The sequence below is a fragment of the Hylemonella gracilis ATCC 19624 genome (assembly GCF_000211835.1).
GTDB classification, from domain to species: Bacteria; Pseudomonadota; Gammaproteobacteria; order Burkholderiales; family Burkholderiaceae_C; genus Hylemonella; species Hylemonella gracilis.
In genome coordinates this window covers 1-26332 of the sequence record NZ_AEGR01000062.1, presented here as the reverse complement: position 1 = coordinate 26332, position 26332 = coordinate 1, and the positions used below count along the sequence as shown (strand labels likewise).

Sequence of the window (26332 nt, the reverse complement as noted above, 5' to 3'; positions counted from 1 at the left end):
TGTCGCTGGAACCATAAATGTTCCGCTTCGGAACGCTTATGCTTCTTTTTAGGCCGGAACGGTTTTGCTTCCGGCGGTTTTGGCCCAACGCCAGAATCCACTGCCCGGTGTCGCAAATGCCGCGTCAGACAAAAACCCCCGAAATTCAATCGCTTAGGCCCTGATGCTCTTGCTGGGCAGACTTGAGGCCGCCCCGCGCCAGGCCCCAAGCTGACACTTTTTCGGCACGGTTATGGTTCCAAGCGGAACGGAATTGCTTCCATGCAACAAACCGATGAAGCGTCATAGCACCGTCCACACCCGGCCTACGGTACCGTCCGAAGTGATTGCTTGGATTGATGAACGGTCAAGGCTGTTTGGCGACGTTCGACTCTTGATGCGAGTACCCTTTGGGTCGGGTCCAGGATTCGGGTTGGCCCGGAGCGCGGTGCTGCCAGGATCTCCGTCTAGCCGAACCGGAAACCAAACAGTCCGCCTGCCTCGCCTTCGTCAGACAGCCGAGTTTCAAGTACGACCGTGGATACGTCAAAGTCCTCTGGCATCGGTAGCCTGGCGAAGATATCGGAGTTCATGGTGACGATGTACTGAAGGTTCTTCCCCGTGGTTGCTTCGCGGCCAAGTTGCAGCGCCCCGGCGATTTGCCTCTCATCCACACCGTCGAAGAGATGGCTGTCATGCAGCAAGAAGCCCGGGCCTCCGAAGCGGGCTGTGACCACCTCGAAGAGGGCTAGGTCGAAGCAGAAGATTTCGACCTTGGATATGCCGCCACCTCGGTCACCCTCAATTGAGATGTGGAACTCGGGACCATTGTCCGTGGCTTCTACCACGAACCGGCCCGTGCGGTCGTCATACAGGCGTGAGATGGCTTTTGCGATGATGACGATGGCCTGGGTCAGCACGCCAGAGCGCAGCCGGTGGTCGTCTTGCAAGCGTCGCTGAATATTTGCCCGGTCAATCTCTAGTTTGGTAGTTTCACCTTCTAGTACCTCAGCTGCCTTGAAACGCTCGTTGAGTGCTGCAGCGTTTGCTTCCGCGACCGCAAAGTCGCGCTGCAGGTCTAGGAAATCGTCTAAGGCGCCTCGTCCTTCAAGGCTCTTCAGAATGCCGCTTCGCTCCGCGTCGAGGCGTGCGGCACGTCCTTGCTGCTCGACGAGTTGCGCCTTCACGGCAGCAATCTCGTTCTCAAGATGGATGCGGCGGTTCGAGACCACCGACTCATAGAAGGCTCCAACATCGTCGAACCGGCGTAGGGCCATGCCAGGCAGTTCGATCCCCGCCGCCGCATAAAGCTGCTGGATGTCCGAGCGTTGGGGTGGCTTCTCCGACTGAAGCGCCGCTTCAAGATGTTCTAGATTCTCCTCAAGCGAGATGTTGTGCCGAGCTATCGACTGCATCTCGGCCTTGGCCTGCGCAGCTCGCCGTGACAACTCCCTGTAGCTATCGTGAACTTGAAAGGCTGCGAGTTGTTCCTTAAGCTTGTCGGCTTTGAGCTGCGCGATGGCTACTTGCGGGCGCAGCTCCGCAACCGTGCCAACGACTTGTCCAAGCGCGCCGTCCTTGACCGCCTTGCGGAGCTCTCCGAGGGTCTTCTCACGGACACGAACCTTGTTCAGGTCGAAGGGAATTTGCCAGTCCAACCCAAAAAGATAAGAGAGGTTTACCTGCCAGTCCCATCGACGTTGCTTTTCTGCGTGGCGCTCTGCAGCGACAAAGCCACCCGAGCCCCACCGTCGGGCGAAGTATGAAAACATCGATCGGAACGTAGGCGTGTAGGACTCTTCGAAAGCTGTACCCTGGTCATTGGGTGGTAGACCAAACATGCGATGGCCCAAGAACACACGCCAGTTGACGTAGGACACAAAGAAGAGGCCACTTGATTTGTCGATCTTTTTCGGGAGTTCTTGTCGATCCTCACCCCCAGACAGCAGAAAAATCTTGCTGGGATCACCCCCACCGCGCTCAACCGTAAATAGTTCGCCTCCGATTCGAAATCGGCCTTTGAATGTGTGCTGTATAAGGTCCTTGTCGCGCAGCAGAGAATCCTTGTCACAGTCAGCGCCAAGCAAGAAGTGAATGATCTCCACCAGACTGGTCTTACCCGCGCTGTTACGAGTCTTCTTGTCAGTTGACGTGAGGTTCTTGTCCGACAGCAGGACGTTAAGGCCCTCGTGAAAATTGACCGTCTTAAAGGTCGGCAGCGAGCTCTCGATACCGAGGATCATTGCGACACCTCCCGTCGGAGGATGCCATTGCTGTGGTCGACGGCCGAGATAGCGTACAGGAGATTTAAAGCCAGCACAAACCAGTCGAAGGAAAGCGGCGCTGGACAGGGAGTCCTGCTGCGGGCCTCTTTGACTGCTTCCCACAGCTCCGATACCGAACGCGGCTCCACCAGCTGGCCTAGTATTTCGGCGCCGATCCCGAGCAATGCGCGATCCGGGGGCAAATGCTTCGTCGGCAGGATCATGATTGGCTCGCTATCGGTTCGCGTTCAAAGATGTCGCAGCTTTCGAAGAAGTGTGTCAGCAAAGCCTGAGCAGCAACCTGATTCTGTGGCGACACAGGCCCCTGGCCTGTGACCAACTCAAGAAGCGAGGTCATGATGGTGCCGGGCGTGAGGTTCTGCGCTTTTAGTGACTGGTACTTCTGAGTAAGCAGGGTCCCGACATGGTCTCCCTTTAACGGATCTGGATGCCGGGCGAAGTACGACGCAACTATAGGCGTGTTTACCCAGCCGCTCCGGACGAACATCTGCCAGTGCGTAGGTAGACCGTTGTGGGTGAGCTTGCTGACAGGCACGAGATTCAAGTCCACAGACTCGGGAGGCGGGGCGGCTGACAAGGCTAGTTCGTCAACCAACTTGCGCAGGGCAGCAACGTCAAGATTCTTTGTTTCGACGGGCGTTGCGGTGGGGCCGAGCAATGAGGCGATGCGCTCACCACTCAGTCCAAAAACCCGTTCCTCAAAACCTTCTTTGCCAATCAGGCCGATCTTGATAGTCGGGTTCGCCGCCTTCAGTGCTTCGAGCGTCTCGACCGCCTCTACGGGAACACCGTCGATGAGGTTGAGCACCATGTGCCATTCTTTCATGATGCTGCCGAGCTTCGTTTTGGCTGTTGCGAAGTCGTCATTGATTTTCTTGGTCAGCGTTGAAACCTTGTTGGTTTCGCCGTTTAGTGCGCCGTAGCACTGGAAGAGCTGACCCGTTGTTTGCAGGTAGCCATCGCAGCCCTTGTCACCAAGGCTACCGTAGGCCCTCACGCGGACAAAGTCGCTCCCATGACGATGCCCCATTACGACCGAGAAGAATTCTTGGAATGCGTCGCCATGAGATTGGCGTAGCCGCAGTTCCAAAAGGATCCGCCACCAGTTGCGCTGATCACTTGAAATTTCTTGACTTGGTTGCATGTCGACGTTGTCCTGCCCTTAGGTCGCGCGCATCGATGTGCTCTAGCGATAGCCCCGTCGCGACGCATTACGTGTCGTGGATCGATTTTGCCATGCGATAGGAATGCGCTGACAGCCGAAATTTCATCGTGGTCTAAGCGCGAATGATGCAAGGTTCCATCCACCGACCGGTTGAATCCGACACCCATTGCGGGCTCTCTCCGACCAAGAGAGCAGACATTCAACGGATGAAGTTACCGGTCGGTCGCCCGCTGGCCGGCGCCAACGCCCGATGGCTCGATGATCACGCGGCCCTCAAACCTCAGATCGGCAATCTTCACCCGCCCCTTGTGCATGAAGCGGTCGATATGTTCAAAAAGCGTCAGCGCGGCTACAAAGGCCTGACACAACCAAACGGCCTCCAGGAAATCAAGACTGGGACATGGCAGCTCAAGTTTGCGGATGCCCTTGCTAACCAGCGAAGACTCTCCTAGCATGGGTCTCCGGGAGGGAATCAACATGCAAAGATGGAAAGTTTATGCGATCGCTATTGCCATTGGGATGATGTCGAGCGCAGTCTCAGCACAAACTGTCGTAGCCACCTGGAACGTGGCTTGGTTAATGGCAAAGCCCACCTATGAGACCTGGACCAGCACATGTAAGCGCTTCGGATGGCCCTCCGATGTCTCCAAGATCTCCGACGCCAGCTTGCGCGACAAGGCCCGTGAGGAACTCAAGGGCCTGCCATACTGCAACGTTCACAACGGCATGATGTTCCCCCCAGACAGCTGCCTGATCGAAGATGCGAGCAAGATAGAAGGATGGCCAGATGCTCCTCGCTACGGCCCCAACCACCCTTGTCGTGTCAGCCTCGACCTCAGCGGCGGTTGGTCCCAGTACGACATCAAGCTGCAGCATCTGCGCAAAATGGCAGCTGAGCTAGCCAAAGGCAAAATCAATGTGCTTGTTCTGCAGGAAGTCTTCGACGAAGACGCTGTGCGCCAGATACTTCCACCAAACTGGGAGGTGAGTTCCACAAAAGGGCTTACTGGCTCACCTGAGATCCCCCAACAACTGGCCGTGGCCTACCCCAAGGACAACCCTGCCCGGGTCAGAAACGTACATGCATATGGAGAACTCTCCAGCGTAGGCCCAGGCCGTCACCCGGTCAGACCTGGCCTGGACTTCACGGCAGATGTCGCAGGCAAACCGGTCCGGTTCCTAGGAGTGCACTTAAAAGCCGGGTGTCGGTCTGCAGACATTACAAACCCTTTAAAGAGGGACTACCACAGCGCGGAGGACTTCGAGCGCCAGCAAGCGGAGTGCAACGCGATGCTGGCCCAGGTGCCCGTGCTCGAACGCTGGGTTGATGAGCGCGCCGCAGCCAAGGAAGAGTTCGTCGTGCTCGGGGATTTCAATCGCAACCTCCAAGGGGAAGACAGCAAGACCGCACGAAGTGACAACACAGATCCCAAGACGCCTTTAAAGTGCAGCTTCAATGCACGAGACGGCAAAACAGAATGCTCATCGCCCGTTGAGCGGCTTATGCCCGAGATCAGTGATGGTGATCCAGCAGGTGCCAGTTTCATCCGCTCCATTTTTACGACCAAGCAAGGCACTGAACTCAAAATGGTACGGGGGCAGTATCCCGAGAACTCTAGAGGAGCATGCGTACTCAAGTCTTCAGGCCGCTACAAGCGTGAGGACGGAAAGAAGATCGTTGAGGCGGTTGCCTCGTTAGCCCATGACGGCATTGACCATATCCTGGTGTCCGCAGCTCTCGCGCAGCGTCTGAAAAAGACCAGCTTTGTTATGAGCCGCTACAACTACCGCCGCATAGGAGAGAACACTCCAATGGTCGTTACCCCCCAGGATGCCGTTCCATCAGACCACTGCCCGCATTTTGTCGCTCTGGATCAGTGAGCGTGACTGAAAAACTGCACCACTTGGGACAGATCTCAGCGAAATTTAACGCCGAGGGCCAATCAGCTAGATCGAATCGCTAAGGTTAAAAACTGGGCAAGCGAGGTGCAGAAGCAAAATTGGCAGAGGCCTAATAGGGTGTATTCGGCCACGAGCTGCCCTTGACGACAGCATGCCTACTTAGAAGTCAATGTCACGTTTACATCCTCAGACGTGGTTTGCTTCCCATACTGACGCTGCGTAACCCAGCCTGTGGTGGTGGATGAGTTGGGGCACCTCACCACGTAGAGAGAACGTTTTTCGTTTTCTTCTGGTACCAATCGGAATATCTTGCAGTCTTGCAGCTCGGGTGGCAAAACGTAAGAGGCCGTGTCATCGGTAGCCATAGGCGTGCGATCACACCCTGCGAGTGAAGCGGCAATGCAAAGAATAAGTGCTATCTGTTTCGACTTCAATTGTCAGCTCCGACCTTCCGCGATCCATGCCTTGAGAGTGGCATCAGATATGGGGGATGTTGATCGAGAAGCTCTCATGAGTTCCCGGATTTCATTGATAGCCAGCGTCTTGTCCAGCAGCGCACTGCGACCACATCGGCCTAGCGACTCAGAAGTCCAAGTCAAGTTCAAGGTTGGAGGATTGACCGCTGTCAAACAATGTGCGAACTAGTTCGTAATCCCCGTGAAACTGGGCCGTGGAGAAGAAGTGCGCTTTTCGAGAGCTCTTGTCCACATGCTTGATGTTGAAGCACCCGACCTCCTCCACTTCGTCGAAGCGATAGTTGATAGAGAAGATGAACCTCAATTGGTCGGTTGTAACAGTGGAATTTTCATCGTCATAGTTCCACGTGATCAAGCCTTTCTCGGTTCGATCCCGAAGTTCGACGACAAGACTTCTAATCTTGACGGGTAGCATTGAGGGGGTCAGTTGCCGGATTCCGGGTTTCAACAATCTGCTGCAGGGCGAGCACTCGAATCAGCAGTTCGTGCTGCTCACAGGACCGCTTCTTAAGATCCCATGCGCGATCACGGGGCACCGGACGTTTCTGAGACCAGATACCAATGCAGTTCTGGCAAGATTGCTGCTTTAGCTCCTTGAGCAGGTGGTCGTGCGTGCTGGGCGGAGAGGGGTTGGCCCAAGCCACGCCCCTTGTGAGCATCCATTGCACCACGTCGCGCCCATCGCATTTCACTTGCGCGCGTTGAACAGCATGGCCCAAGCGTAAAAACCAGAGTGACCGCCATTTCTTTCCCTCGGCATTACAGCGTCAATTCGTCTTGGGCAGTTATGCCGAACGGCTGTTCAACCAGCGGCGGAGTGATGCTGGTCGCGCGTACCTCGCCTTGCGAACGTACACCGTCTTCCACGCACACCACCGTCATTGAATCCCCGGAGATCAAACTCAAGACGGAACTGATGACAGCGGCTGTAAAAATGCCCATTCAGTTACTCCAGTCGCTCACTGGCACAGGTCCCAATTCATCGGGTCATCCCAGATGATGGATGGCTGAAAGCCGCCAGGGCTGCTATTTGGAGCTACCTTCAAATAAGCACGGGAAATCCGGATTTGAACCTTGTCGTTGGTGACTCCTTCGACGTAACCGACTTCAATCACCGAAATCTGTCCGTGCCCAATGCTGTACGGCCATTCCCGGCAAATCTGCGCGCCAACTTTTCGGATGTAGGGCAAGTTAGCAATCTTTCTTTGCTTCTCCGCTGCCCGTGCCGCTGCTTGCTGCTCCTGCCGCTGTATCAGTTGTTCGTCCCGAGCACGTTGCGACTCCTCAAGACTCACGAACGTCCGCCGATCATTCGGGTTCAGAAACAGTCTATCCACGCGTCTGCCCGAATTATTGAAAACATCCAAGGCTCTCAAGTCAGCAGAGAACCGATAAATCAATCCTGCCGAAACTGTCAGATTGAAAACATTCCTGTGAGCGCAATCCTGTATGCCTACGGTCACCTCATGCAATCCCGGCTTGGCGGTTACCTCTCTGTCCAAGAAGCCCGCTTCCTTACCGTTCAGAGCGCACAGCCATTGCCTAGGAGGCGTAACTTGAATCAGAGCTTGGCTCTCATCTACTTTCGTGCTCAGACTCCCTGCACACCCAGTAAGACCCACGACGGCAACACAAGTCCAAAACCACCTCATGCCAACGATCATTGCCCCAACTTGGGCTAAGCGACTCCTCTGCCGATTCATGTGATTCCCCAGATTCTGATTCGCACTCAATATCTACGATATTCGTAGAGACGAATGCATTATGCCCTACGAATATCGTAGGGTGTCTCTCCGTCCCCAGAAGCATCCTGCATCAGTTTTCGGTCTGCGCTTGCGCCAAGCGCGGATTCAGGCTGACATCCCGCAGGACAAGCTTGGGGTGGCTATTGGCCTGGATGAGACAACGGCCAGTGCCCGTATCAGCCGATATGAAACAGGAACGCACGCTGCGCCCTATGACTTAGCTGTGAAGATCGCCAAAGTGTTGAACGTTCCACCCACGTTCCTTTTTTGTAATGACGACGATTTGGCCAGGCTGATCCTGCTATGGGCACAGATGAGCAAAGCGGAGCAGCGTAGATTGATGGCAGAGTTGAGCACCTGAGCCTTGCCTACTCAATGGAATGACGCCATAGGGTGTACGAGCCCACGGCCAAATCTTGTAGTGGCTCGTTCATCCAACCACAAGCTTAAGCAGTCATGTAAGCACGCTACCTTTGCGGCTAGGCTCATTGTCTATATCTGGGCCATTCAGGTTGGCCAGCCTTCCGCTTCAATACTGAGTTCGTATCCACCAATGATGTGCCCTGAGTCAGATTGACGACCAAGCAGGAGACTCAAAATTCCGCATCGCCGCCTCTATCTCAGCTACTCCTAAGCAGTTCTTGTTGCGCGCTTGGTCCAATTTGGTGCCTGGCTAGGATATAGCTAGTACCTATCTCAAAATCAAATTACCGAGCCTGAGAGGCTAGCCGTGTATCAAGGACTGAGCTGTCTTGCCTCTGGAAACAGCGTGGAAATATGACGGGCAACGCACTGTGGGGAGGTATGAATCAATATTGAGAGAGGTTCGAGTTTGGAACTAGAGGAAGTATCTCGAACAACACACAGATGAGAGTCTAGGTAACCTCGAGCTCATCCAGGAACAACACGCCGTGGTGCGCGAGTGAGATTTCACCCGGTTTTGGTGGCACGCCGCCGCCCACCAGGGCCACGGCGCTGGCCGTGTGGTGCGGGCGCAGGGTGGGCCGCTGGCCCCAGCGCTCCAGGGCAAAGCGCCCGGCCAGGCTGAGCAAGGCGGCGCTTTCCAGCGCCTCGTCCGTGCTCATGGGCGGCAGCAGGCCAGCCAGACGCTCGGCGAGCATGGACTTGCCGGTCCCGGGCGGGCCGCTCAGCAGCAGGCTGTGCCCGCCCGCCGCGGCGATTTCCAGCGCGCGCTTGGGGCCGGCCTGGCCTTTGACCTCGGCCAGATCAGGCGCGGCCGGCACCGCGTGCGGCAGCGCGGGGCGTGTTTGGCGTGTCCACCCGGAATCATCGTCGTGCGGGGGCGCGCCGTCCGCGGGCAGGAACTGCCGCACCACGTCGAGCAAATGCGTGGCGCGGTAGATCTCGGCATCGGGCGCGAGCGCGGCTTCCTCTGCGCTGCCCGGGGGCAGCACCAGGCGGGTGGCTTGTCCGCGCAGCGCCAAGGCCATGGCCAATGCGCCGCGCACCGGGCGCAGTTCGCCCGACAGCGACAGCTCTCCGGCGAACTCGTAAGTGGCCAAGGCCGCACCGTCGATCTGTCCGCTGGCCGCCAGCAGGCCCAGGGCCATTGGCAGGTCAAAGCGCCCGGAATCCTTGGGCAGATCGGCGGGAGCCAGGTTGACCGTGATGCGGCGGTCGTGCGGGAACACCAAGCCGCTGTGCAACAGGGCGGCGCGCACCCGCTCGCGCGCTTCCTTGACCTCGGTTTCCGCCAATCCGACCAGCGTGAAGCTCGGCAAACCGGGCGCCAGATGCACTTCCACACTCACGGCCGCGGCTTCGAGCCCGCGCAGCGCCCGGCTGCGCACCAAAGAGAGGCTCATGCAAACCTCCTTAAAACGGTGCAGATCGGGGACGGCAAGGTGAAGTCGGTGCGCATTCCATGGCGAAATGGCCTCGATCTGGGAATGGATGTGAATATTTGCACATAAATGGTGCATTCAGATGGGCGACATCGGGCATGGAGCGTGCGAAGGTGACGAGGCGGATTGACAGGATGGATGGAAGGGAAATGATCAAGCCCGGCGATCGAAACCGGGACTCGGTCATGAACGTGGGGAAAAACCACAGTCCCGGACGAGAGCTGACCAGGGAAACGCAGCCCCGGCAAGGTGGCACGTTCCTTGCAAATCCGCACTACCGTCTGGCGTTTGCCGCGCGCAGCCGGGCTTGAATTTCAAACCAGGAGAACGCATGAAACTCGTTACCGCCATCATCAAACCCTTCAAGCTCGACGAGGTGCGTGAAGGCCTCTCGGCGATCGGGGTGCAAGGCATCACCGTGACCGAGGTCAAGGGCTTCGGTCGCCAGAAGGGTCACACCGAGCTGTACCGCGGCGCGGAGTACGTCGTGGACTTTCTTCCCAAGGTCAAGATCGAGGCCGCCGTCGCTGACGAGCTGGTCGAACGCGTGATCGAAGCCATCGAAGGTTCTGCCCGCACCGGCAAGATCGGCGACGGCAAGATCTTTGTGTATGACCTGGAGCAGGTTGTCCGTATCCGTACTGGTGAAACCGGTAAGGAAGCACTCTGACATCCATTCAACCAAGAGACCAAGAGAAACTCCCATGAAAAAACTACTCCTCTCACTCGTCGTGGGGCTGGGCCTGTTGGCCGGCTCCGTGAGCTGGGCGCAGACCGCCCCGGCCGCCGAGGCTGCTCCCGCCGCTGCCGCGCCTGCTGCCGCAGCGCCCGCCGCCGCTGAAGCCGCGCCTGCACCCACTGCCAACAAGGGCGACACCGCCTGGATGACGATCTCCACCGCGCTCGTGATCTTCATGACGATCCCCGGCCTGGCGCTGTTCTACGGCGGCCTGGTGCGCAGCAAGAACATGCTGTCCGTGCTGATGCAAGTCTTCGTCGTGACCTGCCTGATTTATGTGCTCTGGGTGATCTACGGTTACACCCTGGCCTTCGGTGGTGATGGAGCCTTCTACGGCACCTTCGACAAACTCTTCCTCAAGGGCGTGACGACCGATTCGCTGGCCGCCACCTTCAGCAAGGGCGTCTACATCCCCGAACTGACCTTCGTTGCCTTCCAAGCCACGTTCGCGGCCATCACCTGCGCGCTGATCGTTGGTTCCTTCGCCGAACGCATCAAGTTCTCCGCCGTGCTGCTGTTCTGCGTGCTGTGGTTCACCTTCAGCTACCTGCCCGTGGCGCACATGGTCTGGTACTGGGCGGGTCCTGACGCGATCACCGATGCCGCTTCCCTGGACAAGGTCGCCGCGGGTGCCGGCATGCTGTGGGCCAAGGGCGCGCTGGACTTCGCCGGCGGCACCGTGGTGCACATCAACGCTGGCGTCGCTGGCCTGGTCGGTGCCTACGTGCTGGGCAAGCGTCTGGGTTTTGGCAAGGAAGCCATGGCCCCGCACAGCCTGACGCTGACCATGGTCGGCGCCGCCATGCTGTGGGTGGGCTGGTTCGGCTTCAACGCCGGCTCCAACCTGGAAGCCAACGGCCTGACCGCCCTGGCCTTCATCAACACGCTGATTGCCACGGCTGCGGCCACGCTGTCCTGGATCACCGCCGAGGCCCTGTTCAAGGGCAAGGCTTCGATGCTGGGCGCTGCTTCCGGCGCCGTTGCGGGCCTGGTGGCCATCACCCCGGCTTGCGGTTTCGTGGGCGTCATGGGCGCGCTGATCATCGGGTTGCTGGCCGGTCTCGTCTGCCTGTGGGGTGTCACGGGTCTCAAGAAGTTGCTGGGTGCCGATGACGCGCTGGACGTGTTCGGCGTGCACGGCGTGGGCGGCATCCTGGGTGCCCTGCTCACCGGCGTGTTCGCCGCGCCTTCCCTGGGCGGCACGGGCGTGTACGACTACGTCGCCAACAAGGTGGCCGATGGTTACTCGATCGGCGGCCAAGTCTGGATTCAGTTCCAGGGCGTCATCACCACGGTGATCCTGTCGGCCGTGGTCTCCTACATCGCCTACAAGATCGTTGACCTGACCATTGGCCTGCGCGTGAGCGAAGAAGACGAACGCCAAGGTCTCGACATCACGGCCCACGGCGAAAGCGCGTACAACCGCTGATACGCCGAGGGACCTGCAAAGAGCAAAGGCCGGTAGCTGCGCGCAAGCGAGCTGCCAGCCGGAGCAAGCGAGAGTCTCCTCTGGTTCAGCCCGCGAGAGCTACGGCTCTGGCGGGCTTTTTTTATGGGGGCGCGCCGGCGCTTGCCGACCAGCGGCAGGCCGGCAGGCGTCGTGAGGCCTGGATTAACATCACGCGATGCAAGTAGAACCGGCCCTGCAAGACCTCGTGGCCCGCGTGCGCGCCGCCCTTGACGACGAGACCCCTTTGCGCATCCGAGGCGGAGGCAGCAAGGACTTCTACGGACAGGCGCTGCAAGGTGAAATCCTGGACACGCGCGCTCATGCCGGCATCGTGAGTCATGAACCCAGTGAGCTGGTGGTCACCGTGCGCGCGGGCACGCCACTGGTCGAGCTGGAGGCCGCGCTGGCCGAGCACCACCAGTACCTGCCTTTCGAACCCCCGCATTTCAGTGAGGACCTCGCTGAGGCCACGCCAAGCGCCGCAACCGTGGGCGGCATGGTGGCCAGTGGGCTCAATGGCCCGGCACGCGCCAGCGTGGGCGCGGTGCGCGACTACGTGCTGGGCGCTCAGCTGCTCAACGGCAAGGCCGAGTTGTTGACCTTCGGGGGCCAGGTCATGAAAAACGTGGCGGGTTACGACGTGTCGCGCCTGCTGGCGGGCTCGCTGGGCACCTTGGGGGTGATCACCCAGGTCAGCCTCAAGGTGCTGCCGTGCGCGGTGGCCGAGGCCACGCTGGTCTTTGAACTGGATGAATCCGAGGCGTTGACGCGGCTCAACACCTGGGCCGGGCAAGCCCTGCCGCTCAATGCCTCGTGCTGGCACGACGGCGCCTTGATGCTGCGCTTGCGTGGCGCGCGTGCCGCGGTCGAGTCCGCTTGCAAAAATCTGGGTGGGCAGCGACTGGACGACGCGCAAGCCGCGCGTCTTTGGCAGGCGCTGCGCGATCAGACCGCGCCCTTCTTCCGCTTGCGGGAGGGCGAGGCCTTGTTGCGCCTGAGCGTGCCCGACACCGCGCCCGCCCTGAACCTGGGCCCGACGCTGATCGAGTGGCACGGCGCGCAGCGCTGGCTCAAGCTGCCCTTGCACGGAGACGCTGACCGTTTGAACGAGATCGCCGGGCATGCCACGCTGTTTCGCGTGACACGTGAGCACGACAAGGCGCGGGGCGTGTTCACGCCGCTGGCCGCTCCCTTGGACCGCATCCACCGCGCGCTGAAGCAGCAATTTGATCCAGCGGGCATCTTCAACCGGGGCCGGATGTATCCGGACTTCTGAGCCATTCCATGCAAACCCATCTCGCCCCCGAGTTCGCAGGCACGGCCGATGGCCAAGCTGCCGAAGCCATTCTTCGCAAGTGCGTGCACTGCGGCTTTTGCACCGCGACCTGTCCGACCTACCAACTGCTCGGTGACGAATTGGACGGTCCGCGCGGCCGCATCTACCTCATCAAGCAGGTGCTCGAGGGCGAGGCACCCACGCGCAGCACCCAGCTGCACCTGGACCGCTGCCTGACCTGCCGCAACTGTGAAAGCACTTGCCCCAGCGGCGTTCAGTACGGCCAGCTGGTCGATATCGGCCGCAAGATCGTCGAGGACAAAGTGCCGCGACCCGCATCGGAGCGTGCGCTGCGATGGACCTTGAAGCTGGGCCTGAACTCGCCGCTGTTCGCGCCCGCGATGAAACTGGGCCAAGCCGTGCGGGGTGTGTTGCCCGCGGCGCTCAAGGCCAAGGTGCCGGCGAAGCAGGATGCTGGCGCTTGGCCCGCGCGAACACATAAGCGCCAGGTGCTGATGCTCTCAGGCTGCGTCCAGCCCGCGATGCTGCCCAACATCAACAGCGCCACCGCCCGTGTGCTGGACGCCGTGGGCATCCAGACCCTGGTGGCTCCCGAGGCGGGGTGCTGCGGCGCGCTGAAGTTCCACCTCAATGATCAAGAGGCGGCGAAGTCCCAGATGAGGGCCAACATCGATGCCTGGTGGCCTTTTGTCGAGCCGAGGGGCGCGAGCGCAGGAGCTGGCGTGGAGGCCATCGTCATGAATGCCTCCGGCTGTGGCGTGACCGTCAAGGACTACGGGCATCTGCTGCAGGACGACCCGGCGTATGCGGACAAAGCCCGACGCATCAGCGAATTGACGAAAGACCTGAGTGAGCTGCTGCCCGACATCGTGGCGCGCTTGAAGTCCGGCCGCCCTGAGCTGACGCAGGCACTGCAGCAAGCCGCGCCGATGCTGGCCTACCACCCGCCTTGCACCTTGCAGCATGGGCAGAAGCTGCGCGGCGGCGTGGAAAAGCACCTGGGTGAACTTGGCTTCACGATCAACGTCGCGCGCATGGAGTCGCACCTGTGCTGCGGCTCGGCGGGCACCTACTCCGTGCTGAACCCCGCGATTGCCCATCAGCTGCGCGACCGCAAGCTCGGCCATCTGGCCGAGCTTCAGCCGCAGACCATCGTCTCGGCCAACATCGGCTGCATCACCCATCTGCAAAGCGGCACCGAGATGCCGGTGCGGCATTGGGTGGAGGTGCTGGACGAGGTGCTGGACGACGCGTTGACCCGCGCCAGCGCCCATTGACCTCGCCGAGCATTTGGCCCGTGAGGGCGTTGCCTTTCATCCATCGGCCCGGCCCCGAGTCCCGCGAGCCGGTCCGCGCAACCGGGGCCAACTTGTCTTGCGCCAGCCCTATGAGGCCTTGGGCAAGCTTGCAGCCAAGCGGCCCAGCGTGCGTACCGCTTCGTCGATGCGCGGGCTCCATGGGTTGCCGCAGTTGAGGCGCAGGCAGTTGCGGTACAGGCCACTGGCGGAGAACATGTCGCCGGGCACGAACGCGATGCCCGCGGCGGTGGCCAGCTCGTGCAAGCGACTGCCATCACGACCGTCCGGCAACTCGACCCAGAGCACGAGCCCCCCTTGGGGCTGCGACAGACGCGTGCCCGGCGGAAAGGTTTGCTGAACCAGATCGGACATTCGCAGCACCTGCCGCTCCATGGTGTGTCGGAGATTCCGTAAGTGACGATCGCAGGCCGTGGACGCCAGGTAGCGCGCCAGCACGACCTGCGTGACGGGATTGGTGGCGCCGGAGTTGAGGGCTTTTTGCACCACCACCCGCGCGTGGAAACGGCCCGCAGCGACGTAGCCCAAGCGCAAGGAGGGGCTCAGGGTCTTGGACGTGGAGGCGCACAGCAGCACGTTGCCGCTGGTGTCGAACGACTTGATCGGCCAGGGACGTTGCGCGCCGTAATGCAGGCCACCGAACACATCGTCTTCGATGATCGGAATCTGCCGGGCCGCCATCAGATCGGCCAGACGTTTTTTCTCGCTGTCCGGCATCAAGCAGCCCAGCGGGTTGCTGAAATTGGCGACCAGCAGGCATGCGGCGACTCGACGCGCGCGGGTGGCCAGTTCAAGTGCGTCCACCGACACGCCGGTGCGTGGGTGGGTGGGAATCTCCAGGGCTTTCAAGCCCATGTTCTCAAGCAGTTGCAGCACCAGGTAATACGAAGGCGACTCCACCGCCACCGTGTCGCCGGGCTGCGTGACCGCGCGCAGGCACAGCGCCAAGGATTCCGTGCAGGAGTTGGTGACCACCAGTTCCTCGGGGGCCAGCGGAGGCCCCCAATTGAGCGAGTGCCGCACCAGCTGCCGCACCAACTCTTGCTGATTCAAGGAGGTGTGCGCGGACACCTGCAGCAAGCTGGGTGCGTCTCGGCTGACGGTGCGGTAGAGCTTTTGCAACTGGGCGATGGGCAGCAGCTCGTTTGCGGGCAACGCGGCGCCCAGTGGAACCATGTCGGGTTGATAGTTCAGCGCGCGGATGCCGATCATCCGGTTGCTGATGTCGACGGTGACGGGGTGGATGGCACGGCGCGACAGCGCCGCCGGGGGCGATAGCTGTTCGAGCGCGGGCAGGCGCACGAAGAAGCCGGACTGCGGGCGCGCCTCGATCTGTCCATCGTCTTCCAGCTGGCGCAGCGCCTGCACCACGGTCGACACCGACAAGCGCTTCTCGCTGGCCAGACGCCGTACGGATGGCAAACGATCGCCCGGGCGCAGGATGCGCGTGGCGATCATGGTGGACAACTCCTGGGCCAGACGTTGGTAGCGCAACTCCATGGGATTTTTCGCGCTGACCTGTGAGGGAGCCATAGCCATGCGGCTGTCCTGGATGGGAGGGAAACGACGGTGGGTGGGTATTGTCGGTGCAGGCCCCAGCCTTGGACAGACACAGTTGGGGGGCGACATCACCAGCACAGTCGCCCGCTTTCACGACTGTGCCGATCACAATTTTGCGGTATTGAGACTGTATTGCGCGTGCGTCCCTCCCTAGACTGGCCGCTCTTCATCAACAACACGACGGAGGTGCGGCATGTGGTTATCGCTGGGGCAGGGGCGACTGCAACTGGACGGAGACACACCGGTGGCGTTTCACCGGGCGCGGGGTTGCTGGATCGAATGCACACAGGGGCGGCTCTGGATCACCGTCACCGGGCAGCCCGAGGACATCTTTCTGTCCCCGGGTGAGCGTGTGCGCATCGTCAGCCATGGTCTGGCCCTGGTCTCGGGCTTTCCGTCCGGCACCGTCAGCCTGGTCCACGAGGCCTCGTGGCCGCTGCTGAGAACGACTTGGGATTTGCTGCGACAAGGCACGGCGAAGCATCGGCGCCGGGCTCAAGCGCTGGCCAGGCCCTTGAGCGCTTGGCGCTTGCGCCCCGTGCTGCGCCGCGGTTGAGGCGTGCCGTGCGGGCCGCTCGCGCCCGCACATTGGCCTTTCGTGGGTCCGCGGGTCTCAGTCCGCCTTGAAGCCCGTGGCGGCCACGGCCTTGCCCCAGGTCACGGTGTCGGCGGCCATGATGCGGGCGAAGCCCGCGGCGTCGGTGCCCGTCACGCGAAAGCCGGCTTCTTCCAGCTTGGCGCGGGCTTCGGGCGCGGTGACGGCCTTGCGCACGTCGGCACTGAGCTTGGCCAGGATGGCCGGTGGCGTCTGCGCCGGTGCCACGATGCCGAACCAGGAGCTGAACTCCAGCGACGGATAACCCTGTTCCTTCAGCGTGGGCACGTCGGGCAGCGCGGCGGCGCGGCTCGGGCCCGTGGTGCCCAGGGCCAGCAACTTGCCGGCTTTCACATTCGGCGTGGCCAGCCCGACGCTGGCGAACACACCGTGCACGTCGCCGTTGAACAGCCCGCCCAGCGCGTCGGCGGTGCTCTTGTAATGCACAGCCTCGGGCTTGAGCTTGACCGCCTCTCCGAACATGAAGGCGCCGAAGTGGCCCGGCGTGCCCGCGCCGAAAGTGGCCATGAACAGGCCCTTCTGCCCTTGCACCCAACTCACGAATTCCTTGACGTTCTTCGCGGGCACTTTCTGAGGATTGACCAGCAGCGCGAAGTCGGCGCTGACCACCTGGCTCACGGGGGCGAAGTCTTTGGCCGGGTCGTAGGGCAGCTTGTTGTAGCTGCTCGGTGCGATGCTGAGCTGACCTGTCTCGCCCAGCATCAGGGTGTAGCCGTCGGGCGTGGCGCGCGCGGCCTCGCTGGCGGCGATCAGGCCCGCGGCGCCCGGCTTGTTGTCCACGATCACACCCTGACCGCCCCAGCCCTCGGAGAGCTTCTGCGCCAGCAGTCGCGCCACGATGTCCGGGCCAGTGCCTGCCGCGAAGCCGACGATGATGCGCACGGGGCGGTTGGGATAACTGTTCTGCGCTTGAGCCTGGGTGACGCCCAGCAAGCCGAGCAGGGTCGCGCTGGCCAGCAAGGCGCGGCGCAGTGGGGAAGGGATGGGCATGGTGTGTCTCCTAGTTTGTTGATGTGGCGATGCCGGTGTTCGACCGCCGATGGTTTTCAGTTCACGGTGAAAAAGCGCACTTCCACCCGGTCGGGCCGGCGCACGCCCGTGCCCACGAACAGACGCTCGGTGATCCAGACCAGCGCGGGCGAGGCGGTCTCGAAACTGGGAGTGCAGCGGAAATAGACCTGTGCCGGGTCCACCGGCTCGCCGCGCAGCAGCTGCGCGGTGACCTCGGGCGCGGCGGCGCGCAGTGCCCGGTTGTGGACAAAGATCCGGTCGCCGCCGTCGGTTTCGAGCACGTAGCGCGCGTCCAGTTCGGTCAGGCGCGGGCTGACGGTCAATTGAAAGTCGGCCCCGCCCGGCAACACCTGCGCCGTCCACCCCACGCCACGCACTTCACCGCCCAGGATGGGGATGAGTCGGCGCTGGCCATGCAAGGTGACACCGACTTCCTGCGGCGCGCCCACGCGCACGGCCAAGTCGGCAAAAAATTCCAGGGCAGGGGTGGCGAGTGACATGGCGCGAGCTTAGGGCGGCGAGTGGGCGCCTGTTGTCATCCCTTAAGATGACAGCACAGAACAAGCAAGCGAGGAGACGCATGCGCAAATGGACCTGCAGCGACAGCGCTGGCGGCGCGCCACGCCATGCCCAGTTGCTGGCTGGGCTCATCCAGCAACTGGGCCAGCCTCGCTTTCGTTCGCTGCTGCTGGAATCCGTCCAACCTCTCGTGCCCGCGGCGTCCTTCTCGGTGTACCGCACGGGCCACCACTGCGTGCCGCAGTTGTACTTGTCCGGCAGCCTCGGCGTGCCCGACACCACGCAAGACTGCTGGCGGGCTTATCTGTCAGGCCCACATCTGCACGACCGCACCTTGATCAACGAGACGGCGGAGGATTGCTTGGAGGAGGCGAAATCCCTGCTCTGCCATCTCACGGCGCGCGAAGTTCCGACCGAGCACCGAACGCGTGTCTACGAAGCGCATGGTGTGGCGGAGCGTGTCTCGGTGGTGCAGGCGCGCGAGGATGGCTTGTTCGCGGTCAACTTCTACCGCCATCAGCATCAACGACCGTTCAGTGATGCTCAGCTGGCCGACTTCGAGACCCTGGCACCTGCCTTGATGGCGTTGGCCTGCAAGCATGTGGACCTGGCCAGTCCCTCTGCCTCGACCGAGGAGCCAACCGCGCTGGCGGCGCAGCGCTTGCGTGCTCTGCGGCCCGCGCTCACGCCGCGTGAATTGGACGTCTGCGTGCGCATGCTGCGCGGCATGACGTACGACGGCATCGCCAGTGACCTGGGCTTGAGCGTGCCCAGCGTGAAGACCTACCGCAACCGGGCGTTCGATCGCCTGGGCATCCACTTTCGCAACGAGCTGTACGCCTTGGTTCTGCGTCCCCACGGAACCCTGCAATGAGCCCTTGAATGCATCGCAGGTTAGGGCCGCACGGTCTGGTGTGAATGGTCAGGTGCCTCAGTGGCTGGTGTCTGGGCCCGGCGTTCTGTTTCCGCGCTCGGGCCAGGCGGCCCAGGCTGCCGCCAGCAGGATCAGCACGCCGCCCAGGAGCGTGCGCGCTTGCAACTCGGCCGCGCCGAGCAGCACGGAGGAGACACTGGCGAACATCACTTCCGTCAGCATGATGAGCGACGTCGCCGCGGCGGGCAGATGGGCCGCGCCGTACTGCAGACCCGCATTGGCCGCCAGAAAGGCCAGCCCGGTCAGCAGCGCCACCACCAGCCAGCCCAGCGCGGGGGTGGGGGGTGGAGTCGCCAGACCGTGGGATTGCCCCAGCAGCGCGACCGTCGCCGCGAGCAAGGCGCCGCCGCCGAACATCGCCCCCATGCGCGACGCCTCGGGCAAGGCGCGCAAGCGGCGCAGCAGCACATTGGTGAGCGCGAAGGTGAAACCGCCCGCGAGGGCCAGCCAGTCGGGCAGGCCGACCGGCAGCGGCCAGTCGGATTGCGGAGTCTTCAACACGATCACCACGCCGGCCAATGCCAGAACCAGGCGCAGCAAAGCCGCCTGCGTGGGCCGCTCGCGCAGCAGCAGCCATGCCAGCAGCACGGACCAGGCGGGCATCAGATAAAACAGCAGCACCACGCGCACCACGTCGCCGATGGTGACAGCCCAGTTGAAGCTCACATTGGTCAGCCCCGACGCTGCCATGAGCAACCAGAGCCAGGGGGACGACAACAGCGGCCGCCAGGCGTTGGGGCGCCAGGCCAGCAGGAGCGCCAGGCAAAGCACGTAGATCAGGCTGGTGGCCCAGAGGGGGTGCAGGCCCCGGTCCTCGAGGTAGCGGAAGGGATACCAGGAACAGCCCCAGACGAAAGCGTTGAGCAGCAACGCCAAGGCGGCCCGCTGGCGGGACCGGTCAAGTGACATCGACACAGTCAGCCGTGGAGGTTGTCGTTGCGCGCGATGTCCAGCAAGCGCTGAACTTCTTGCGCGTGCACGCGCACATTGCGGCGATGCCAGTACTGGATCAGGGCCATCACGCAGGCGACCAAGAGCCCGAAGCAGGCGATGGCTTTGAAGGCCGACACGCCCATGCCCGTGCTGAAGCTGTACAAAAACCCCAGCCCCAGGATGCAGGTCTGCTCGTTGAAGTTCTGCACGGCGATGGAGCGGCCCGCACCCATCAGGTTGTGGCCGCGGTGCTGCAGCAACGCGTTCATGGGCACGACGAGGTAACCGCCCAGGCCCCCCAACAGCACGAGGAAAGGCGCGGCCACCCAGACGTTGTCGATGAAGTTGAGCAGGATGACCAGCAGACCCATGGCCACGCCCAGCGGGGGCAGGCGCGGCGCGTCCTCCAGACGGGTCCGCAACGAGGCGATGATGGCGCCCGCCGCCGTGCCGATGGCCACCACGCCGACCAGCGTCGAGGCCTGCGTCACGCTGTAGCCGAGCGCGGCCGCGGCCCAAGCCAACACGATGTAGCGCAGATTGCCGCTGACGCCCCAGAACAAGGTCGTGGTGGAGAGCGAAATCTGACCCAGTTTGTCTTTCCACAGCCGGGTGTTGCAGTTCCAGAAGTCGGGCAGCAGCGTGAGCCAGTTGCGCGGCATGGGGCGCAATTCAGCGCCGGTCAGTGGAATGCGTGTGTTGAACCAGGCCGCGAGCAAGTAGACCAGGATCAAGGTGGAAATGGCCGATTCGGCGGCGGTGTCGATGGAGGGCAGATCCAGGGTGAGCAACATGCCCGAAATCGACGGCCCCACCAATTGCCCGCCGAGCAAAACACCCAGGATGATGGACGAGATGGTCAGGCCCTCGATCCACCCGTTGGCCTTGACCAGCTGCGAGGCGGGCAGCAACTCGGTCAGGATGCCGTACTTGGCTGGCGAATAAGCCGCGGCGCCCAGACCGACGATGGCGTAAGCCAGCAGGGGGTGGGTGCCAAACAGCATCATCAGGCAACCGATGATCTTGATCGAGTTGCTGATGAGCATGACCCGCCCCTTGGGCAGCGAATCCGCGAACGCGCCCACGAAGGGTGCCAGCACCACGTAGAACAGCGCGAACAAGGGAACCAGCGCCGCTTGTTGCCATTCGGGCGCGCGCTGGCTGCGCAGCAACTCCACCGCGGCGACGAACAGCGCGTTATCAGCCAGCGAGCTGAAGAACTGCGCTGACATGATGGTGTAGAAGCCGCGTTTCATGGGCTGGGGGGCACAGGCAGGGTGAGACGGAGCAGCCGGTAAACCGGGGGAGGGATGCGCGCTGGGAAAGAAAGGCCGGACAAGAAGGAATGTGAGGTGGGCCGCTGGGCGCCGCCGGGGTTATAGCATGGTGCATGCTGTCACAATTCCGCGAACGTGATTGAAATGACCTGCCCACCCGCGCGCCTGTTGCGTTTATGCCTCGCCCCATACAAGCCCTGATTCACACCGGCGCCCTGCGCCACAACCTGGCGCGCGCGCGCGCCGCCGCGCCCGATGCCAAGGTCTGGGCCGTGGTCAAGGCCAATGCCTACGGGCATGGCATCGAACGTGTTTACGAGGGCTTGCGGGGCGCCGACGGTTTTGCCCTGCTGGATCTGGGCGAGGCCGAGCGCGTGCGCGCCCTGGGTTGGCGAGGCCCCATCCTGCTGCTGGAAGGCGTGTTCGATCCGCGCGACTTGGAGCTGTGCTCGCGCCTGGGGCTCTGGCACGTCGTGCACGAGACGCGGCAAATCGATTGGCTGGCCATGCACAAGACCCATGCCCCGCACCGGGTCTTCCTGAAGATGAACAGTGGCATGAACCGCCTGGGCTTCAGGCCCGAGGCCTTCCGTGCCGCCTGGGCGCGGCTCGATGCTCTGCCCCAGGTCGAGGAAATCACGCTCATCACCCACTTCAGCGACGCCGATGGCCCGCGCGGCATTGCTTCGCAGCTCGCGCTCTTCAACGCGACCACGCAGGATTTGCCCGGTGAACGCAGCCTGGCCAACAGCGCCGCCACCTTGCGTCACATGGGCGCGCAGGGCCGTACCTCAAGCGACGCCGAGGGCTTGCGCTCCGACTGGGTTCGCCCCGGCATCGCGGTGTACGGCAGCGCGCCGGACTATCCCGAGCACGACGCGGCACATTGGGATCTGCACCCAACCATGACGCTGCGCAGCCGCATCATCGGCGTGCAACAGCTGCAAGCTGGCGATACCGTGGGGTATGGATCGGCCTTCACGGCGCAGCAGCCCATGCGCGTGGGCGTGGTCGCATGTGGTTACGCCGATGGCTACATGCGCGTCGCGCCCACGGGCACGCCCGTGCTGGTCGATGGTGTGCGCACCCGGCTGGTGGGGCGCGTGAGCATGGACATGCTGACCGTGGACCTGGAGCCTGTGCGGCAGGCCGGCTTGGCCGCCGATGTCGGCAGCGAGGTCACGCTCTGGGGCCAGGCTGGCAACGGCGCCGTGCTGGACATCGACGAAGTCGCGCGGGCCGCGGGCACCCTGAGCTACGAGCTGATGTGCGCGCTGGCGCTGCGCGTTCCGGTCGAAGTGACGGACTGAACCTCGCGTTCGCGCAGGCCACCGCGCGGGTTCAGTGCGCGCTCAGCGCTTGCGCAAGCCCAGCGTCATCACGGCGCCCACCACGATCAGCGCGCCTGCCAGCTGCACCGGCGCGATGGCTTGGTCCAGGACCAGCCAGGCCAGCACCAGGGCCGCCACCGGCTCCACGTTCATGATGGCTGAGTTGCCCACCACGCCCAGGCGCGGCAGCACGGTCAGCAGCAGGGTGATGCCCGTGCCATAGAGCAGGGTCAGCAGACCCAACCCGATCCAGCCAGCCACCGCACCCGACCCGTCCACCGCCACGGGCAGGTGAAAGCCGCCCTGCAGCACGACGGTGAGCAGCGCCACCAGGCCCGCGACGCCCATGGTGAAGGCCGTGCGCACCCGACCGTCCACGCCCTGGGATTCATGCTGCGTCAGAACCAGCGCGATACCGAACAGGGCCGCCGCGGCCAGCGCGTAGGCGACGCCCGCGCCGATGCGCTGCCACTGCGCGCCCGCGCCCAAGCCCGAGGCCGCACCCAGCACGTCGAGCGCCAGCATCAGACCCAAGAGGATGACCGGCATCACCCTCAACAGCAAGGGCGAGGGGCGTTCGCGGTAGATCAGACGGGCCCAGAGCGCCGTCCAGAGCGGGAAGGTGTTGAAGGCCAGCAGGGCCAGGGCCACGGGCAGCCGCGCCACGGCTGAGTAGAGGCACAGGCTCTGCAAGCCGATGACCAAGCCGATCAGGGGCAGCGCGCGCTGCTGGCGTCCCGTCAACGCCAGCGCAACGCCTTGCGCCCGCAGCAGCGCCAACATCACCAGGGTGGTGATGCCGCTGCGAAACACCACGGCGGTCGCCACGTCCACGCCATGGTTGAAAGCGAAGCGCGCGGCCACGTGGTTGGCGCCCATCATGCAGGCGATGAGCAGGAGGGTGGTGAAGGCCGTGGCGCTCAGGGCACGGGTCGGGGTGGCGGACATCGGGAAGCGTCGTGTGTGGGATGGGAGCAAGGCTTGCCGCTGGGCCGCTGGGCCGCTGGGCCGCTGGGCCGCTGTGGCGTCTCTCGCGTCTGTGTTTGGTCAATAAAGCCCGTGGGTGCGAGCGTGCAGACGCGCCAGGCCGAGCAAGGCGTCCGTCGAGGGCGTGGCGACGCCAGTGAGCTGACCCAGCTCGCGCACAGCGGCCACCAGCGCGTCCAGCTCCACCGGCCGGCCGGCCTCCACATCCTGCAGCATCGAGGTCTTGAAGGCGCCGAGCTTGCGCGTGACGGCATGCCGGTCCTGGGGGCTGTCGGTGATGGGGATGCCCAGGCGCGCGCCGATCTCCTTGGCCTCGAGCATCACGGCGGTGATGAAGCCACGCACCAGTTCGTCATCGAGGATGCGGTCGGTGCTTGCCCCGGTGAGCGCGCTCACAGGGTTGACCGTCATATTGCCCCAGAGCTTGTACCAGACGTCCTTCTGGATCTGCGGAGACACCGGCGCCTCGAAACCGGCGTGTGTGAGCAGATCGGCCAAAGCGCTCAAGCGCACGCTGGTCCCGCCCGCGGGTTCGCCGAGGATGAGTTTGTTGCCCGCATGCCGCCGCACGTGACCCGGGCCGTCCAGCGTGCAGCTGGCATGCACCACGCTGCCGACGACCTGGGCCGCTGGAATCGCCCGGGCGATCGCCCCTTCGGGATCGACGCTGCGCAAGGGCGTGCCTTGCCAGCGCTCGCCGAAACCGTGAAAGAACCACCAGGGCACGCCGTTCATCGCGGTCAGCACCACGGTGTCGGGCCCGAGCAAGGGCGCGATGTGGCGCGCCACCTCGGCCAGGCCCGGGGCCTTCACGGCGATCACCACCAGGTCCTGCACGCCCAGCCGGGCCGGCTCGCTCTCGGCGCGCACGGCATGGGCGGTCGTGACGCCCTGGTGGCTCAGGCGCAGACCGTCGCGGCGCAAGGCTTCCAGCGTCGCGCCCCGTGCGACCACGTTGAGCTTCAAGCCCGCGGCGGCCAGGCCCGCGCCGATCCAGCCCCCGATGGCGCCGGCCCCATAAATGCAGACGTTGCGGTATTCCATGGAACCATCATAGAACTGTGATTTCATACAGTCATAGGCTAAGATGGGCGGATGGCAAAAGAAAAGACGGTCTACACCTGCGGCGAATGCGGCGGCACCAGCAGCAAATGGCTGGGCCAATGCCCGCACTGCAAAGCCTGGAATTCCTTGGTCGAAACCGTGGCCGAGACCAGCGCGCCGGCGAAGAACCGGTTCGCGGCGCTGGCTCGGACCGCCGAAGTGCAGGCCTTGGCCGACATCGAAGCGGCCGACGTGGAGCGCACTCCCACCGGCCTGGACGAGCTGGACCGGGTGCTGGGCGGCGGCATCGTCGAAGGCGGCGTGGTGCTGATTGGGGGTGACCCGGGCATTGGCAAGTCCACGCTGTTGCTGCAGGCGTTGGACAACCTGCAGCGTGCTGAACAGGGTGGCTTGCGTGCCGCCGAGACGTCCCACGACAGCGACGACACCCTCGCAAGCGCAGCCGTGGGCAAATCAGAGCGCGGCGGCAAAGCAGTTCGCGCAGCGGGTAACGCTCAACGCGCTGGCGTTCTGTACGTCACCGGCGAGGAAAGCGGCGCCCAAGTCGCGCTGCGGGCGCGGCGCCTGGGGCTGGAAGGTTCCCGGGTGCAGGTGCTGGCGGAAATTCAACTCGAAAAAATCCTGGCGACCCTGGAGGCGCAGCAACCCGCGGTGGCCGTCATCGACTCCATCCAGACGGTTTATTCGGACCAACTTACCTCCGCGCCCGGCTCCGTGGCCCAGGTGCGCGAATGCGCGGCCCACCTCACGCGCGCGGCCAAAGCCAGCGGCACCTGCATCGTGCTGGTGGGCCATGTCACCAAGGAAGGCGCGCTGGCTGGCCCGCGCGTGCTGGAGCACATGGTGGACACGGTGCTCTATTTCGAGGGCGACACGCACAGCAGCTTTCGCCTGATTCGCGCCATCAAGAACCGCTTCGGCGCCGTCAACGAGATCGGCGTCTTCGCGATGACGGAAAAAGGCCTCAAGGGCGTCAGCAACCCCAGCGCGATTTTCCTGTCGCAACACGCGGAGCCCGTGCCTGGGAGCTGCGTGATGGTCACGCTGGAAGGCACGCGGCCGCTGCTGGTGGAAATCCAGGCCCTGGTGGACAGCGGTGGCCCCAGTCCGCGCCGCCTCTCCGTGGGCCTGGACCGTGACCGTCTGGCCATGTTGCTGGCCGTGCTCCACCGGCACGCGGGCGTGGCCTGCATGGACCAAGATGTGTTCGTCAACGCCGTCGGTGGCGTGCGCATCAGCGAACCGGCGGCCGACCTGGCGGTGCTGCTGTCCATCACCTCCAGCTTGCGCGGCAAGCCCTTGCCCAAGGGCTTCATCGCCTTCGGCGAAGTGGGTCTGGCGGGCGAGGTGCGCCCCGCGCCGCGCGGGCAGGAGCGACTGAAGGAAGCGGCCAAGCTGGGTTTCAGCGTGGCGGTGGTGCCCAAGGCCAATGCGCCCAAGAAAGCCATCGAGGGGCTGACGATCTACCCGGTCGAGCGGGTCGAGGAGGCCATCCAGGCCTTGCGCGGGCTGGATTGATCCAGCGCAAACCGCATGTAAAGAGCGGTTCGGGGCGTGAACAGTCCAGGCGAGAGCCATTATCATTTGCAACGACGCAATCGATGTCGGTTGCCTGCTCTTTTGCCTCTTGCTCATTGCCCATCGCTTGCCTGACCGCTTACAGGCCCTGCCATGTCTCTCGCTCCACACCCTGCCCACGTCCGACTGTCCGATTTGCCGCCAGGCGCTCGCGGCACCGTCATCGGCCTGAACCCCAGCGGGGTACCGGATCCCCAACTGCTGCGCCGTCTGGGTGAACTGGGCTTCCTTCCCGGCGAGCCGGTGCAGCTGATGCGCCGCGGCCCCGGAGGCCGCGAGCCGCTGGCGGGGGCGGGGGGGGG

At 63.1% G+C, this 26332-nt stretch carries 25 protein-coding genes and 1 pseudogene; 12 read left to right on the top strand and 14 right to left on the bottom strand.

Annotated elements, in window-relative coordinates; translation table 11 throughout:
• Positions 1-446: 446 nt before the first annotated feature.
• From HGR_RS10665 to HGR_RS10650, 4 genes are all read right to left on the bottom strand, one after another.
• The gene (locus HGR_RS10665; protein ID WP_006298254.1) at positions 447-2222 is read right to left on the bottom strand and encodes an ABC-three component system protein; all 1776 of its coding nucleotides are present in this window, start codon (positions 2220-2222) and stop codon (positions 447-449) included.
• Positions 2219-2467, bottom strand: a complete 249-nt coding sequence (locus HGR_RS10660; RefSeq protein ID WP_006298253.1) for an ABC-three component system middle component 6 — start codon at positions 2465-2467, stop codon at positions 2219-2221. Before HGR_RS10660 ends, HGR_RS10665 begins: the two co-directional genes overlap by 4 nt.
• Positions 2464-3408, bottom strand: coding sequence for an ABC-three component system protein (locus tag HGR_RS10655; RefSeq protein WP_006298252.1), 945 nt, complete (start codon positions 3406-3408; stop codon positions 2464-2466). Before HGR_RS10655 ends, HGR_RS10660 begins: the two co-directional genes overlap by 4 nt.
• A 233-nt stretch (positions 3409-3641) precedes the next feature.
• Positions 3642-3884 (bottom strand): hypothetical protein, encoded by a 243-nt coding sequence (locus HGR_RS10650; protein WP_006298251.1) that lies wholly within the window; start codon positions 3882-3884, stop codon positions 3642-3644.
• A gap of 22 nt (positions 3885-3906) precedes the next feature.
• Here HGR_RS10650 and HGR_RS10645 point away from each other — a divergent pair, with 22 nt between their 5' ends.
• Both HGR_RS10645 and HGR_RS17345 read left to right on the top strand, forming a co-directional pair.
• Positions 3907-5310 carry an exonuclease/endonuclease/phosphatase family protein gene (locus HGR_RS10645; RefSeq protein ID WP_138922482.1) on the top strand — a complete coding sequence of 468 codons (1404 nt, stop codon included), beginning with the start codon at positions 3907-3909 and terminating at the stop codon, positions 5308-5310.
• Positions 5311-5988: 678 nt separating this feature from the next.
• A complete protein-coding gene (locus HGR_RS17345; protein ID WP_138922481.1) occupies positions 5989-6219 on the top strand; it encodes a hypothetical protein in 231 nt (76 codons plus the stop codon).
• A gap of 347 nt (positions 6220-6566) precedes the next feature.
• Here HGR_RS17345 and HGR_RS10630 read toward each other — a convergent pair whose 3' ends face one another.
• A complete protein-coding gene (locus HGR_RS10630; RefSeq protein ID WP_006298245.1) occupies positions 6567-6749 on the bottom strand; it encodes a hypothetical protein in 183 nt (60 codons plus the stop codon).
• 17 nt (positions 6750-6766) lie between these two features.
• Positions 6767-7309 carry a hypothetical protein gene (locus tag HGR_RS10625; protein WP_138922480.1) on the bottom strand — a complete coding sequence of 181 codons (543 nt, stop codon included), beginning with the start codon at positions 7307-7309 and terminating at the stop codon, positions 6767-6769.
• 262 nt (positions 7310-7571) lie between these two features.
• Between HGR_RS10625 and HGR_RS10620 the strand changes: the two genes are divergently transcribed.
• Positions 7572-7913: a helix-turn-helix domain-containing protein gene (locus HGR_RS10620; protein WP_006298243.1), complete on the top strand. Its 342-nt coding sequence runs from the start codon at positions 7572-7574 to the stop codon at positions 7911-7913.
• A 529-nt stretch (positions 7914-8442) separates the two neighbouring features.
• Here the strand turns inward: HGR_RS10620 and HGR_RS10615 are convergent.
• Positions 8443-9378 (bottom strand): annotated as a pseudogene (locus HGR_RS10615) (YifB family Mg chelatase-like AAA ATPase); the annotation flags it as partial.
• A gap of 370 nt (positions 9379-9748) precedes the next feature.
• On the opposite strand from HGR_RS10615, the gene glnK reads away from it, so the two are divergent.
• From glnK to glcF, 4 genes are all read left to right on the top strand, one after another.
• Entirely contained in the window at positions 9749-10087 is a 339-nt protein-coding gene (glnK, locus tag HGR_RS10610; RefSeq protein ID WP_006298241.1) for a P-II family nitrogen regulator, read from the top strand.
• A 34-nt stretch (positions 10088-10121) separates the two neighbouring features.
• The gene (locus HGR_RS10605) at positions 10122-11585 is read left to right on the top strand and encodes an ammonium transporter (RefSeq protein ID WP_006298240.1); all 1464 of its coding nucleotides are present in this window, start codon (positions 10122-10124) and stop codon (positions 11583-11585) included.
• A gap of 196 nt (positions 11586-11781) precedes the next feature.
• Complete coding sequence (gene glcE, locus HGR_RS10600; protein WP_006298239.1) at positions 11782-12882, top strand: glycolate oxidase subunit GlcE; 1101 nt, start codon at positions 11782-11784, stop codon at positions 12880-12882.
• Between the two features lie 8 nt (positions 12883-12890).
• On the top strand, positions 12891-14180 hold the full coding sequence (glcF, locus tag HGR_RS10595; protein WP_006298238.1) for a glycolate oxidase subunit GlcF: 1290 nt from the start codon (positions 12891-12893) through the stop codon (positions 14178-14180).
• A gap of 108 nt (positions 14181-14288) precedes the next feature.
• Here the strand turns inward: glcF and HGR_RS10590 are convergent, their stop codons facing one another.
• Complete coding sequence (locus HGR_RS10590; protein ID WP_237701403.1) at positions 14289-15758, bottom strand: aminotransferase-like domain-containing protein; 1470 nt, start codon at positions 15756-15758, stop codon at positions 14289-14291.
• A 214-nt stretch (positions 15759-15972) separates the two neighbouring features.
• On the opposite strand from HGR_RS10590, the gene HGR_RS10585 reads away from it, so the two are divergent.
• Positions 15973-16335, top strand: coding sequence for a DUF2917 domain-containing protein (locus tag HGR_RS10585; RefSeq protein WP_050797442.1), 363 nt, complete (start codon positions 15973-15975; stop codon positions 16333-16335).
• A 57-nt stretch (positions 16336-16392) separates the two neighbouring features.
• Here the strand turns inward: HGR_RS10585 and HGR_RS10580 are convergent, their stop codons facing one another.
• Both HGR_RS10580 and HGR_RS10575 read right to left on the bottom strand, forming a co-directional pair.
• On the bottom strand, positions 16393-17385 hold the full coding sequence (locus HGR_RS10580; protein ID WP_006298235.1) for a Bug family tripartite tricarboxylate transporter substrate binding protein: 993 nt from the start codon (positions 17383-17385) through the stop codon (positions 16393-16395).
• A 56-nt stretch (positions 17386-17441) separates the two neighbouring features.
• Complete coding sequence (locus HGR_RS10575) at positions 17442-17906, bottom strand: DUF3237 domain-containing protein (protein WP_006298234.1); 465 nt, start codon at positions 17904-17906, stop codon at positions 17442-17444.
• An 80-nt stretch (positions 17907-17986) separates the two neighbouring features.
• Here HGR_RS10575 and HGR_RS10570 point away from each other — a divergent pair, with 80 nt between their 5' ends.
• Positions 17987-18799: a helix-turn-helix transcriptional regulator gene (locus tag HGR_RS10570; protein ID WP_006298233.1), complete on the top strand. Its 813-nt coding sequence runs from the start codon at positions 17987-17989 to the stop codon at positions 18797-18799.
• A gap of 57 nt (positions 18800-18856) precedes the next feature.
• Here the strand turns inward: HGR_RS10570 and HGR_RS10565 are convergent, their stop codons facing one another.
• Together HGR_RS10565 and lplT are read right to left on the bottom strand one after the other, a co-directional pair.
• Positions 18857-19768 (bottom strand): DMT family transporter, encoded by a 912-nt coding sequence (locus tag HGR_RS10565; protein WP_006298232.1) that lies wholly within the window; start codon positions 19766-19768, stop codon positions 18857-18859.
• A gap of 8 nt (positions 19769-19776) precedes the next feature.
• Entirely contained in the window at positions 19777-21048 is a 1272-nt protein-coding gene (lplT, locus tag HGR_RS10560) for a lysophospholipid transporter LplT (protein ID WP_006298231.1), read from the bottom strand.
• Between the two features lie 197 nt (positions 21049-21245).
• On the opposite strand from lplT, the gene alr reads away from it, so the two are divergent.
• Entirely contained in the window at positions 21246-22379 is a 1134-nt protein-coding gene (alr, locus tag HGR_RS10555) for an alanine racemase (protein WP_006298230.1), read from the top strand.
• A 42-nt stretch (positions 22380-22421) separates the two neighbouring features.
• Here alr and HGR_RS10550 read toward each other — a convergent pair whose 3' ends face one another.
• Positions 22422-23348 carry a DMT family transporter gene (locus HGR_RS10550; protein WP_006298229.1) on the bottom strand — a complete coding sequence of 309 codons (927 nt, stop codon included), beginning with the start codon at positions 23346-23348 and terminating at the stop codon, positions 22422-22424.
• Positions 23349-23447: 99 nt separating this feature from the next.
• Entirely contained in the window at positions 23448-24431 is a 984-nt protein-coding gene (locus HGR_RS10545; RefSeq protein ID WP_039853228.1) for a 2-dehydropantoate 2-reductase, read from the bottom strand.
• A 51-nt stretch (positions 24432-24482) separates the two neighbouring features.
• On the opposite strand from HGR_RS10545, the gene radA reads away from it, so the two are divergent.
• Complete coding sequence (gene radA / locus HGR_RS10540; RefSeq protein WP_006298227.1) at positions 24483-25970, top strand: DNA repair protein RadA; 1488 nt, start codon at positions 24483-24485, stop codon at positions 25968-25970.
• A 153-nt stretch (positions 25971-26123) separates the two neighbouring features.
• Positions 26124-26332, top strand: a 209-nt coding sequence (locus tag HGR_RS17065; RefSeq protein WP_006298226.1) for a ferrous iron transport protein A, incomplete at its 3' end; no start/stop codon positions are given.

Bases quoted from the DNA above. Each gene is read 5' to 3' on its own strand.
- HGR_RS10665 (WP_006298254.1), bottom strand. From the start codon at position 2,222: ATGATCCTCGGTATCGAGAGCTCGCTGCCGACCTTTAAGACGGTCAAT.
- HGR_RS10660 (WP_006298253.1), bottom strand. From the start codon at position 2,467: ATGATCCTGCCGACGAAGCATTTGCCCCCGGATCGCGCATTGCTCGGG.
- HGR_RS10655 (WP_006298252.1), bottom strand. From the start codon at position 3,408: ATGCAACCAAGTCAAGAAATTTCAAGTGATCAGCGCAACTGGTGGCGG.
- HGR_RS10650 (WP_006298251.1), bottom strand. From the start codon at position 3,884: ATGCTAGGAGAGTCTTCGCTGGTTAGCAAGGGCATCCGCAAACTTGAG.
- HGR_RS10645 (WP_138922482.1), top strand. From the start codon at position 3,907: ATGCAAAGATGGAAAGTTTATGCGATCGCTATTGCCATTGGGATGATG.
- HGR_RS10630 (WP_006298245.1), bottom strand. From the start codon at position 6,749: ATGGGCATTTTTACAGCCGCTGTCATCAGTTCCGTCTTGAGTTTGATC.
- HGR_RS10620 (WP_006298243.1), top strand. From the start codon at position 7,572: ATGCCCTACGAATATCGTAGGGTGTCTCTCCGTCCCCAGAAGCATCCT.
- glnK (WP_006298241.1), top strand. From the start codon at position 9,749: ATGAAACTCGTTACCGCCATCATCAAACCCTTCAAGCTCGACGAGGTG.
- HGR_RS10605 (WP_006298240.1), top strand. From the start codon at position 10,122: ATGAAAAAACTACTCCTCTCACTCGTCGTGGGGCTGGGCCTGTTGGCC.
- glcE (WP_006298239.1), top strand. From the start codon at position 11,782: ATGCAAGTAGAACCGGCCCTGCAAGACCTCGTGGCCCGCGTGCGCGCC.
- glcF (WP_006298238.1), top strand. From the start codon at position 12,891: ATGCAAACCCATCTCGCCCCCGAGTTCGCAGGCACGGCCGATGGCCAA.
- HGR_RS10590 (WP_237701403.1), bottom strand. From the start codon at position 15,758: ATGGCTATGGCTCCCTCACAGGTCAGCGCGAAAAATCCCATGGAGTTG.
- HGR_RS10585 (WP_050797442.1), top strand. From the start codon at position 15,973: ATGTGGTTATCGCTGGGGCAGGGGCGACTGCAACTGGACGGAGACACA.
- HGR_RS10580 (WP_006298235.1), bottom strand. From the start codon at position 17,385: ATGCCCATCCCTTCCCCACTGCGCCGCGCCTTGCTGGCCAGCGCGACC.
- HGR_RS10575 (WP_006298234.1), bottom strand. From the start codon at position 17,906: ATGTCACTCGCCACCCCTGCCCTGGAATTTTTTGCCGACTTGGCCGTG.
- HGR_RS10570 (WP_006298233.1), top strand. From the start codon at position 17,987: ATGCGCAAATGGACCTGCAGCGACAGCGCTGGCGGCGCGCCACGCCAT.
- HGR_RS10565 (WP_006298232.1), bottom strand. From the start codon at position 19,768: ATGTCACTTGACCGGTCCCGCCAGCGGGCCGCCTTGGCGTTGCTGCTC.
- lplT (WP_006298231.1), bottom strand. From the start codon at position 21,048: ATGAAACGCGGCTTCTACACCATCATGTCAGCGCAGTTCTTCAGCTCG.
- alr (WP_006298230.1), top strand. From the start codon at position 21,246: ATGCCTCGCCCCATACAAGCCCTGATTCACACCGGCGCCCTGCGCCAC.
- HGR_RS10550 (WP_006298229.1), bottom strand. From the start codon at position 23,348: ATGTCCGCCACCCCGACCCGTGCCCTGAGCGCCACGGCCTTCACCACC.
- HGR_RS10545 (WP_039853228.1), bottom strand. From the start codon at position 24,431: ATGGAATACCGCAACGTCTGCATTTATGGGGCCGGCGCCATCGGGGGC.
- radA (WP_006298227.1), top strand. From the start codon at position 24,483: ATGGCAAAAGAAAAGACGGTCTACACCTGCGGCGAATGCGGCGGCACC.